The organism is Streptomyces sp. NPDC058307 (assembly GCF_042880295.1).
In the GTDB taxonomy this organism is placed as follows: Bacteria; Actinomycetota; Actinomycetes; order Streptomycetales; family Streptomycetaceae; genus Streptomyces.
Genome location: NZ_JBHVYZ010000021.1, coordinates 61856 through 71761, shown reverse-complemented (window position 1 = coordinate 71761; position 9906 = coordinate 61856). Strand labels below are relative to the sequence as shown.

At 72.6% G+C, this 9906-nt stretch carries 9 protein-coding genes and 1 pseudogene; 6 read left to right on the top strand and 4 right to left on the bottom strand.

The window, feature by feature from the left end; genetic code table 11:
* Positions 1 to 356, bottom strand: a pseudogene (locus ACFVYN_RS17660) (hypothetical protein); the annotation flags it as partial.
* A 123-nt stretch (positions 357 to 479) separates the two neighbouring features.
* On the opposite strand from ACFVYN_RS17660, the gene ACFVYN_RS17655 reads away from it, so the two are divergent.
* Positions 480 to 824 carry a cupin domain-containing protein gene (locus tag ACFVYN_RS17655; RefSeq protein ID WP_389999024.1) on the top strand — a complete coding sequence of 115 codons (345 nt, stop codon included), beginning with the start codon at positions 480 to 482 and terminating at the stop codon, positions 822 to 824.
* Positions 825 to 841: 17 nt separating this feature from the next.
* On the opposite strand, the gene ACFVYN_RS17650 is transcribed toward ACFVYN_RS17655, so the two are convergent.
* Complete coding sequence (locus tag ACFVYN_RS17650) at positions 842 to 1849, bottom strand: LacI family DNA-binding transcriptional regulator (RefSeq protein WP_389999022.1); 1008 nt, start codon at positions 1847 to 1849, stop codon at positions 842 to 844.
* A 116-nt stretch (positions 1850 to 1965) separates the two neighbouring features.
* Between ACFVYN_RS17650 and ACFVYN_RS17645 the strand changes: the two genes are divergently transcribed.
* The gene (locus ACFVYN_RS17645) at positions 1966 to 3114 is read left to right on the top strand and encodes a Gfo/Idh/MocA family protein (protein ID WP_389999019.1); all 1149 of its coding nucleotides are present in this window, start codon (positions 1966 to 1968) and stop codon (positions 3112 to 3114) included.
* Between the two features lie 19 nt (positions 3115 to 3133).
* Here the strand turns inward: ACFVYN_RS17645 and ACFVYN_RS17640 are convergent, their stop codons facing one another.
* Positions 3134 to 4153: a LacI family DNA-binding transcriptional regulator gene (locus ACFVYN_RS17640; RefSeq protein ID WP_389999125.1), complete on the bottom strand. Its 1020-nt coding sequence runs from the start codon at positions 4151 to 4153 to the stop codon at positions 3134 to 3136.
* Between the two features lie 107 nt (positions 4154 to 4260).
* On the opposite strand from ACFVYN_RS17640, the gene ACFVYN_RS17635 reads away from it, so the two are divergent.
* The 4 genes from ACFVYN_RS17635 to ACFVYN_RS17620 all read left to right on the top strand — a co-directional run bounded on the left by ACFVYN_RS17635 (position 4261) and on the right by ACFVYN_RS17620 (position 8763).
* Positions 4261 to 5427: a phytanoyl-CoA dioxygenase family protein gene (locus tag ACFVYN_RS17635; protein WP_389999016.1), complete on the top strand. Its 1167-nt coding sequence runs from the start codon at positions 4261 to 4263 to the stop codon at positions 5425 to 5427.
* Positions 5428 to 5484: 57 nt separating this feature from the next.
* On the top strand, positions 5485 to 6261 hold the full coding sequence (locus ACFVYN_RS17630) for an SDR family oxidoreductase (protein ID WP_389999013.1): 777 nt from the start codon (positions 5485 to 5487) through the stop codon (positions 6259 to 6261).
* Positions 6262 to 6343: 82 nt separating this feature from the next.
* Positions 6344 to 7348: a Gfo/Idh/MocA family oxidoreductase gene (locus tag ACFVYN_RS17625; RefSeq protein WP_389999011.1), complete on the top strand. Its 1005-nt coding sequence runs from the start codon at positions 6344 to 6346 to the stop codon at positions 7346 to 7348.
* A 140-nt stretch (positions 7349 to 7488) separates the two neighbouring features.
* Positions 7489 to 8763, top strand: coding sequence for a protoporphyrinogen/coproporphyrinogen oxidase (locus ACFVYN_RS17620; protein WP_389999008.1), 1275 nt, complete (start codon positions 7489 to 7491; stop codon positions 8761 to 8763).
* A gap of 45 nt (positions 8764 to 8808) precedes the next feature.
* On the opposite strand, the gene ACFVYN_RS17615 is transcribed toward ACFVYN_RS17620, so the two are convergent.
* A complete protein-coding gene (locus ACFVYN_RS17615; RefSeq protein ID WP_389999005.1) occupies positions 8809 to 9783 on the bottom strand; it encodes a hypothetical protein in 975 nt (324 codons plus the stop codon).
* Positions 9784 to 9906 lie beyond the last annotated feature (123 nt).

The following is a 9906-nucleotide window of genomic DNA, read 5'->3' as shown; positions in this document are numbered from 1 at the left end:
TCGACGCCGTTCGCGGGCCACCAGCCCCAGCCGGCCCCGGCCAGGAGGGCGACCGTCGGCAGGACCGCGGCGACCAGGGGCCACTCGTCGGCCAGGGTGCGCAGGGCGTCCCCGCGGCGGTGCGGGGCGCGCTCGGCGATGTAGTGGGCGTAACCGTGCGCGAGAGCGGAGGCGAGGGCGGTGACCAGGAGCCACGCGGCGTCGTAGCGGCGGCTGGCTTGGGAGGTGTGCCCGTACTGGGTGAGTGCGGCGACCATGGAGCAGGCGAGGACCGAGCCGTAGACGCCGCCGAAGAGGACGGCCTGACGGGTGTCGTGCTGGTGCGGCCGGGACGCGGCAGCCTCGGTGTCCACCATGTCCTCCACGATCACCCGGGCCGCCAGGTGCCGCCAGTTCGCGACGGAGTGTACGCCCACCTGCGCCGACACTCCACACACTGTCGGCGGACGGGCCGGGAACGATCTCGTTAGGGTCGCTCCGTGGACCACAGCTTCGTACTGCACATCCCCGACGCCGAGCTCGAGTCCGAGCCTCTCGCACGGGAGCAGATCGTCTCCGGGACGCCCGAGGTGACCGGGAAGGTGGTCTGGGAGTCGCAGGACGGACGTCAGATCCGGGGCGTCTGGCAGATCACTCCCGGGGTCGTCACCGACACGGAGGCGGACGAGCTGTTCGTCGTCGTCAGCGGCTCGGCGACCATCGAGGTCGAGGGCGGGCCGACGCTGCACGTGGGGCCCGGCGACATGGCCGTACTGCGCGAGGGCGACCGTACGACCTGGACCGTGCACGAGACGCTGCGCAAGGCGTACGCGATCAACCTCTGACGGGGGCGGGGCGCCCGTTACTTGCCGTCCGGCGGGGCCGCCGTCGTCCCGCGGATCTCCAGCGCCGGCGCGGCGAGATCCGTACGGCCCGCTCCCCCGCGGCCCTCGAACCGGTCGAGCAGACAGCGTGCGGCGCGGCGGCCGACCTCGTGGCTGGCGTTGTCGACGGTGGTGAGCCAGACGTGGCGCAGCCGGGCGATGCTCGTGTTGTCGTAGCCGACGACGGACAGGTCGCGCGGGACGCTCAGGCCCAGTTCCTCGGCGGCCGACACCGCGCCGATCGCGGCGATGTCGTTGACGGCGAAGACGGCCGTCGGCCGCTTGGGGCGGCTCAGCAACCGGACCGTCGTGCGGTAGCCGCCCTCCTCGGTCATGTCACTCGGCTCGACGACCGCCTCCTCCGCGAGACCGTGCTCCCGCATCGTCGCCTCGAAGCTCCTCCGGCGCAGTTCGCCGACCGCCCCGTACCCCGCGATGTGCGCGACACGGCGGTGGCCGAGGCCGATCAGGTGCTCGGTGACCAGGCGGGCGCCGCGCTGGTCGTCGTTGGCGACCACGTCCACCCCGGGCAACGTGGGCTCGCGCGCGCCGGCCACGACCACCGGGAGGCGTTCGGCCACCGCCCCGAGCGCGGCGGGTTCGGGCAGCGTGCCGACCACGATCAGGCCGTCGACGCCCAGGTCCAGGAAGGGGCCCGCCGGGTCCTGCCCGGTACGGCGGTTGAGACGGGCGTCGGCCAGGAGCATGCGCAGGCCGTTGTCGTGGAGCAGCGAGTTGAGGCCGTCGAGCAGGTCGACGAACCAGGGGTTGCGCAGGTCGTTCAGGAGGACGCCGACCGTGCGGGTGCGCTGTTCGCTGAGGCTGCGGGCGGCGGCGTTCGGGCGGTAGCCGAGCTCGCGCACGGCCCGCAGCACGGCCTCCCGTTTCTCCGGGCGTACCTGGTCGGAGCCCCGCAGCACGAGGGAGACCAGCGACTTCGAGACACCGGCCCGGTCGGCCACATCACGGATCGTCGGCGGTCTCATGGGTATGGACCGTTCCACGTCGTCCGGCGGCTTGTCAAAGGGTTGACAGCGAGCCAAGACGGCACCCAAGGTGACCCGGACAGTATATGGACCGGTCCAAAGAAGGGCTGTCAGTCATGGTGGACACGCTCGGCGTCGCCGTCGTCGGATTCGGCTGGATGGGGCGGGTGCACACCCAGGCGTACGCCCGTGTCCCGCACCACTACCCACAGCTCCCCCTGCGTCCGGAGCTCGTGACCGTCGCCGAGGAGGTGCCGGGGCGGGCCGAGGAGGCCGCCGCGCAGTTCGGGTTCGCCTCGACGACCCGTGACTGGCGCGAGGTCGCCGCCGACCCCCGGATCCAGGCGGTCAGTATCACCGCGCCCAACTTCCTGCACCGCGAGATCGGCGTGGCGATGGCCGAGGCGGGCAAGCACGTCTGGATCGAGAAGCCGGTGGGCCTCACCGCCGAGGACGCCCGCGCGGTGGCCGAGGCGGCCGCCAAAGCGGGTGTGCAGAGCACCGTCGGCTTCAACTACCGCAACGCGCCCGCCGTCGAGGCTGCCCGCGAACTGATCGCCGCAGGGGAGATCGGCACGGTCACCCATGTCCGCGTCCGGCTCTTCAGCGACTACGCGGCCCACCCGCAGGGCGCCCTGACCTGGCGCTTCGAACGCGAGCGCGGTGGCAGCGGAGTGCTCGGCGACCTCGCCTCGCACGGCGCCGACCTGGCCCGCTTCCTCCTGGGCGACGTCGCCTCCCTCACGGCCGACACCGCGATCTTCGTGCCGGAGCGCGCCCGGCCCACCGGCGCCACCGCCGGGCACACCCTCGCCACCGGGGAGCTCGGGCCGGTCGAGAACGAGGACTACGTCAACTGCCTCCTGCGGTTCGCCTCCGGTGCCCGGGGTGTCCTGGAGGCCTGCCGGGTCTCGGTCGGCGAGCAGAACAACTACGGCTTCGAGGTGCACGGCACGAAGGGCGCGGTGTTCTGGGACTTCCGCCGGATGGGCGAACTGGGCATCAGCCGCGGCACCCGCTACCAGGACCAGCCGGTCAGCACGGTGTATGTCGGCCCGGGCGACGGCGAGTTCGGCACCTTCCAGCCGGGCGCGGCCAACGCCATGGGCTACGACGACCTGAAGGTCGTGGAGGCGTACCGCTTCCTGCGTTCGGTCGCCGAGGGCACGTCGTACGGGGCCACGCTGACGGACGCCGTGCACAGCGCCGCCGTACTGGACGCGATGTCGCGGTCGGCGGAGAGCGGTTCGTGGGTGGACGTGTAGGAGGAGCCCCTTCAGTACTTCAGTACGGCATGTTGTACGGCGTCACCACCTGTATCGCCGAGGGCGTCGTCGGCCCGGCCGGCGGCAGCGCCCCGTGCGCCCGCATCACGATGTGACACGCCTCCCGCATGTCCTGCCGCAGGTCGTGGTGGAGGACCGCCGACAGGCGGTGTTCGCGCAGCAGCCGGTCGTTGTCGTGGTCGAGGTCGTGGGCCACGAACACCGCGCACTCCCTGCCCAGGTCCTCGAAGGCCCGCAGCGTGGCGATGTTGCCGCCGCCGATCGAGTAGACCGCCCGGATCTCCGGATCCCGCTCCAGCGCGGCCCTGACGAGGTCGTACTGGGTGGCGTCCAGGCCCTGGCCCTCGGCGATCTCCACCACCGCCCGCTGCGGGTGCCGGGCGCGCATGGCACTGCGGAAGCCCATCTCGCGCTCCTCCTCGTTGCGGAAGAAGCCGCTGCTGAGGCTGGCGAGGACGTTACCGGGGCGGTCGCCGAGCCACTGGCCCATGAGGTAGGCGGCGGTGGCTCCCGCCGCCCGGTTGTCGATGCCGACGTAGGCGAGGCGGGCCGTGGAGGGCAGGTCGGTGACGAGGGTGACGACGGGGATGCCGGCCTCCGCGAGCCGGCCGACGGCCGCCGTGACCTCGGGGACGTCCGGGGCCTTAAGGATCACTCCCTGGGAGCCGCGCCGGGCGATCCGGTCGAGGGTCTTGGTCAGTTCCGCCACCGGGCCGGTCTCACGGAAGTGGAAGCGGGAGCGCAGGACCGCGGGATGCAGCGCGGGCAGCTCGGCCTCCAGGGCGGCGCGTACGGCCGTCGAGAAGCGCTCAGGCGTCTGCATCACTATGTCGATCATGAAGGTCCGGCCGACCAGCCGAACCTGGGTGCGCTGCCGGTCCAGGTCGGTGATCGCCTGGCGGACCTCGCGGGCGGTGTTCTCCCGGACCCCTCCCCTGCCGTTCAGGACCCGGTCGACGGTGGCCTCGCTCAGCCCCGCCTGACGTGCGATTTCCCGAATCGGATAGGGGTGGCCCACGCGTCTGCTCCTTGAGGGGTTTTTGATGGCTGCCTGCTGGTTGTTCGACGGCTTTGTCATGACAAGAATGACAGCGCTGAGTCGCCCCTGTCACCGAGAGGACGCCGATGTCCTTCACCGCCGTACACCGCCGCGCCTGGCTGTCCGAGCAGGACTGCGACCTCGACTCGTTCCGCGCGCTCGTCGAGCGGACGGCCGACCCCGCCGACTACCCGCACGCCGCAGCCGTGGAGCGCAACGTCCTGCTGTACGACGCCGAGCGCGTCCGCGGCGCCGAGGACCGGCGGGAGGTGCAGGAGGAGCTGGTGCGGGCCCTGGCCGACGGCCCCGGGGTCGTGGTCTTCCAGGGGGCGTTCCCCGACCACACGGTCGTGGACCGGTTCACCGAGGTCTTCGACTCACTGATCCGCGAGCAGTACGCGGCGGGCACGACCGCGGGCGACCACTTCGCGAAGCCCGGTGCCAACGAGCGGGTGTGGAACGCGCTGGAGAAGGCCGCCCTCTACGACCCGGCGGCGTTCGCCGACTACTACGCCAACCCGGTCATCGCCCTGGTGTCCGAGGCCTGGCTGGGCCCCGGCTACCAGGTCACCTCGCAGGTCAACGTGGTCAACCCGGGCGGCCTCGCGCAGACCGTGCACCGCGACTACCACCTCGGCTTCCTCTCCGACGAGGTCGCCGCGTGCTATCCGGCCCACGTGCACCGGCTCTCCCCCGTGCTCACGCTCCAGGGCGCGGTCGCGCACTGCGACATGCCGGTGGAGTCGGGGCCGACGCTGTACCTGCCGTTCTCGCAGCTGTTCGAGCCCGGGTATCTGGCGTGGCGGCGGCCGGAGTTCCAGGCGTACTTCAAGGAGCACCACGTCCAGCTGCCGCTCGCGAAGGGCGACGCCGTCTTCTTCAACCCGGCGCTGTTCCACGCGGCCGGGACCAACCGCACCACCGGCGTGCGGCGCATGGCCAATCTCCTCCAGGTGTCCTCGGCCTTCGGACGTGCCATGGAGACCGTGGACCGGGAGGCGGTGTCGAACGCCGTCTACCCGGCCCTGCTGCGCCGCAAGGCGGACGGCGCCGACGCCGAGTGGCTCGACAACGTGATCGCCGCGAGCGCCGAGGGCTACCCCTTCCCCACCAACCTCGACAGCGACCCACCGGTCGACGGGCTCGCTCCGCCCTCCCAGGCGGACCTCGTACGACGGGCCCTCGCCGAGGGCTGGACCGCGCGGACGCTCCGGGACGAACTGCGGGCGGGCGCCGAGCGGCGCACGAGCTGACTCGGCGCCGCACGAACTTGCTCGGCGCCGCACGAACTGAAAGGTACTGGCACATTCATGGGACTTCTCGACGACAAGGTCGTCCTCGTCAACGGCGGCAGCCAGGGCGTCGGTGCCGCCATCGCCCGGGCCGCCGTCCGCGAGGGCGCGGTCGTGGCCGTCACCGGCCGGCGCCCGGAGCCCGGTGCGGCGCTGGTGGCGGAGCTGGAGGCGGCGGGCGGCAAGGCGCTGTTCGTCCGCGCCGACCTCGCCGACGCCGAGCAGGCCAAAGCGTCCGTCCCCCGGGTCGTGGAGGCGTACGGCCGGGTCGACTGCCTGGTGAACTCCGCCGGGCTCACCTCCCGGGGCACGCTCCTCGACACCACTCCCGAGCTGTTCGACCAGCACATCGCGATCAACCTGAAGGCACCGTTCTTCGCGATGCAGGCGGCGGTGGCGGACATGGTCGGCCGGGGGGCGCCCGGCACGGTCGTCAACATCATCACGTCCTCGGCGCACGGCGGGCAGCCGTTCCTCGCGCCCTACGTCGCCGCGAAGGCCGGCCTGATCGGCCTGACCCGCAACGCGGCGCACGCCCACCGCTGGGACCGGGTGCGGATCAACGGCCTGAACATCGGCTGGACGGCGACCGAGGGCGAGGACGCCACCCAGAAGACCTTCCACGGCGCCGGTGACGACTGGCGTGAGGAGGCCGCCGCCAAGCTCCCGATGGGCAAGCTCGGCCAGCCCGACGAGATCGCGGACTTCGTGGTCCTCCTGCTGTCCGACCGCTCGGGCGTGGTCACCGGATCGGTGATCGACTGGGACCAGAACGTCCTCGGCGGCCTCGACTGACCCCTTTCCCCACTCATTCCCCACGTCTTCCCGACTTGAGAAACACCGCTCGCAAGAAACGCCCTCAAGGAGCTGCACCCTCATGCGTATCGGAATCCTCGGCCTCGGCCGCATCGGCGCCTTCCACGCCGAGACCCTCTCCGGACTCGACGCGGTCGAGTCACTCGTGCTCACCGACCCCTTCGCGGAGGCCGCCAAGTCGGCCGCGGAGCGGTTCGGCGGCGAGGTCGTGGACTCGCCCGAGGCCCTGCTGGCCTCCGGCGTGGACGGCATCGTGATCGCGGCGGCGACGGACGCCCACCCCGGGCTGATCCTGGCCGGCGTCGAGGCCGGCATCCCCGTCTTCTGCGAGAAGCCCGTCGCCAAGCACATGAGCGAGGGCGTCGAGGTCCTCAACGCCGTCCAGGGCAGCGACGTGCCGATCCAGATCGGCTACAACCGCCGTTTCGACACCGGTTTCGTCAACGCGCGGGCCGCCGTGCAGAGCGGTGAGCTGGGCAAGCTGCACACCGTGCGCTCCACCACCCTGGACCCGGCCCCGCCGCCTGCCGCGTACATCGCCGCCTCCGGGGGCATCTTCCGGGACTGCTCGGTGCACGACTTCGACATCATCCGCTGGGTCACCGGCCGCGAGGTCGTCGAGGTGTACGCCGTCGGCGGCAACCGGGGCGCCGACTTCATCAAGGAGGCGGGCGACGCCGACACCACCGGCGCGGTCCTCACCCTCGACGACGGCACGATCGCGGTGGTCTCCAACTCCCGTCACAACGCCCGGGGTTACGACGTCCGCATGGAGATCCACGGCTTCACGGACTCCATCGCCGTCGGCCTGGAGGACAAGCTGCCGCTGCGTTCGGTCGAGCCCGGTGTGACCTTCCCGGCGGGCACCCCGCACGACTTCTTCATGGACCGCTTCACCGCGGCCTACCGCGCCGAACTCACCGCGTTCACCGAGGTCGTGGCCGGAACCCGGCCCTCGCCGTGCACCGTCGCGGACGCCCTGGAGGCGGGCTGGATCGCCGAGGCGTGCACGCTGTCCCTGCACGAGCACCGCCCGGTGACCATCGCCGAGGTCCGCTCCGCCTGAGGCCGCCGCCGTGTCCCGGGCGCCCCTGCCCGGGACGCCCGGGGGTGAACGCTGCGCCCGCGACGCCCGTTTACGGTCACGTGATCTCTCCGTACGACCATGAGAGCCTCCCACGTCCGACCGACCCAGGAGTCACGAGCATGCAGGAGTTACGCGAGACCGCAGGCCCCCGAACCGTGGCTGTCGTAGGGGCGGGACCGAGCGGCCTGGCCGTCGCCCGTGAACTGGAGCGCGCCGGGCACCGGGTGACCGTGCTGGAGCAGCAGGACACGGTGGCCGGGAAGTGCCAGAGCGTGCACGTCGACGGGCACGCCTTCGACCTCGGCGGCCACATCTGCACCAACAGGTACGAACGCATCGCGCGGTTGCTGACCGATCTGGACGTGGAGACTGAGCGCACCAGCCGCTACCGCGTCCTCGACGCCGGGGGACGTGCCCTGCGGCAGCCGATGGCGTTTCTGCGCGACGGTTCCCTCCAGCGCTACCAGGCCCTGCGCGCACGGCAGTTCCCCCGCATCGGCGAACCCGGGCTCGCCCACTCCGCGCGAGCGCTCGCCGCTCCCGTCGCCGATTGGATCGCCGAGCACGGCCTCCAGTCCATGGCCGAGTCCTTCGGCACCGGGTACACCGCCGCCGGGTACGGCCATCTCGACGACGATATACCCGCGCTGTACTTCGTGAAGTACGCGGAGATGACCGGGCTGTTGGACCCGGGCCGCGAACTCCTCGGCCATCCGGGCGACTTCACCCTCGTGGGCGGGTTCGCCACGCTGTGGCGACGGGTCGCGGAGGAGCTGAAGGACGTGCGGTGCGGGGTGCGCGTGACGTCGGTGGAGCGCCGCGGGGACGGAGTGCGGGTGCGCACCGACTCGGGGCCGGTCGAGGCGGACGACGTGGTGCTCGCGGTCGCGCCGGACCGCATCCTGCCGGTCCTGGACGCCACCGACGAGGAGCGCGACCTCGCCGCGCGGGTCCGCGGCAACGCCTACCACACCACCCTCGCCGCCGCGTCCGGGCTCCCGGCGGACGCCTTCTACTTCTTGGCCGCCCACACCGCGAGCCGCGAGACGGCCGGCCACTGTGTGTCGTACCACCACCGCTACCCGGGCAGCGAGGTGCGGACCTTCTACTCCTACGGCCGCCCCGGTGACGTCACCGCGCTGCTGCGGGAGGACGTCGAGGCGCTCGGCGGGCGCCTCACCGAGGTGCATCTGCAGCGGGAGTGGGCGTTCATGCCGCACTTCGGCAGCGCCGACCTCGCGGACGGCGCGCTGGAGCGGCTCGACGCGCTGCAAGGCCGCAACCGCACCTACTACGTCGGCGGGCTGCCCGCGTTCGAGCTCGTCGAGTGCGCGGTGGCCCACGCCCAGGACCTCGCCCGCCGCCACTTCCCGCCCGCCGGGAGCCCACGCTGACCCGACAGGAGGGACGAGTGGCCGGTCGGACGGACAGGACGGGGGCTAGGTCTGGTCCGCCGTGAAATCGGCGGCCGGCGCGGCGAGTTCGCGTCGGATGCCCGCTTCCTTGTCGCCCTCGCCGAGTTCCCCGAGGACGTCGGCGAGGCAGGCCAACGCGGACGGCAGTGCGCTCGCGGCGAGCGGCCTGCGGGCCTCGGACACCGCCTCCACGGCGCAGGCGCGGGCCTCGACCGGGTCTCCGGTGGCCAGGTGACAGCGGGAGAGGTCCACCAGGAGCCGTACCCGCAGCGGCAGGACGGTCTCGGGGGCGGTCCACGCGACGGCACCCCGCAGCGCCTCCCGGGCCTCGGGGCCCACGCCCAGCGCGTCACTGTGCCGCCCCGACGCCCGCAGCCCGCCCACCAGTTCGGCCAGCACCCGGGGCCGTACCAGCTCGACGTGCGCCAACTCCCGCAGCGACATGGCGGCGAGCAGCGCGGCACACTCCTCGTAGACGGCCACGGACTCCTCGCCGCGACCCACCGCGGCGAGCAGCATCCCGTAGGTGCGCAGCGCCCCGGGCAGGCTTCCGAGCGCGCGGTCCCTGCGGTCGGGCGCGGACAACGCGCGGTACGCCTCCACGCACGCGTGTGCCACCGGCACGGCCTCCTCGACCCGACCCATGGCCGCGAGCGCCTGCGCCCGCACGTCCCCCAGGAAAGCGGTCAGCGCCGGCGACTCCTGATCCGGCACGGCGGCAGTGGCCGCGTGCGCCTCCTCGTGGCGGCCGGACAGCAGCAACGCGTGGGCCCGCAGCGCCAGGGCGCGGCCGAGGCCGTCCGTGTCGGCCGTCGCGCGGTAGACCGCGACCGCCTCGTCCGCCCAGGCGAGCCGCCGGGCGGCCGACGGCGACCGCAGCCCCGCCCAGGAGGGCGTGACGCAGTGCGACAGGGCCGCCCCGAGCAGCGGTCCGCCCCTTCCCGGCGCCAGCCGGGCCGCCGCGCGCGGCAACGGCAGAAGTATCCGTACGAGTCCCATGCGCACCCCCTCGCCGCCCCGCCGAGGACAGCCGCGCCATGGTGGCACAGGGGGTCGCGTCGATGCCGCGATTCGCCGAGTGCGTAGCGAGCACGGGGGAACTTCGCCGAACTCCCCGCGCAC

Bases quoted from the DNA above. Each gene is read 5' to 3' on its own strand.
- ACFVYN_RS17650 (WP_389999022.1), bottom strand. From the start codon at position 1,849: ATGAGACCGCCGACGATCCGTGATGTGGCCGACCGGGCCGGTGTCTCG.
- ACFVYN_RS17645 (WP_389999019.1), top strand. From the start codon at position 1,966: ATGGTGGACACGCTCGGCGTCGCCGTCGTCGGATTCGGCTGGATGGGG.
- ACFVYN_RS17635 (WP_389999016.1), top strand. From the start codon at position 4,261: ATGTCCTTCACCGCCGTACACCGCCGCGCCTGGCTGTCCGAGCAGGAC.
- ACFVYN_RS17630 (WP_389999013.1), top strand. From the start codon at position 5,485: ATGGGACTTCTCGACGACAAGGTCGTCCTCGTCAACGGCGGCAGCCAG.
- ACFVYN_RS17625 (WP_389999011.1), top strand. From the start codon at position 6,344: ATGCGTATCGGAATCCTCGGCCTCGGCCGCATCGGCGCCTTCCACGCC.
- ACFVYN_RS17620 (WP_389999008.1), top strand. From the start codon at position 7,489: ATGCAGGAGTTACGCGAGACCGCAGGCCCCCGAACCGTGGCTGTCGTA.
- ACFVYN_RS17615 (WP_389999005.1), bottom strand. From the start codon at position 9,783: ATGGGACTCGTACGGATACTTCTGCCGTTGCCGCGCGCGGCGGCCCGG.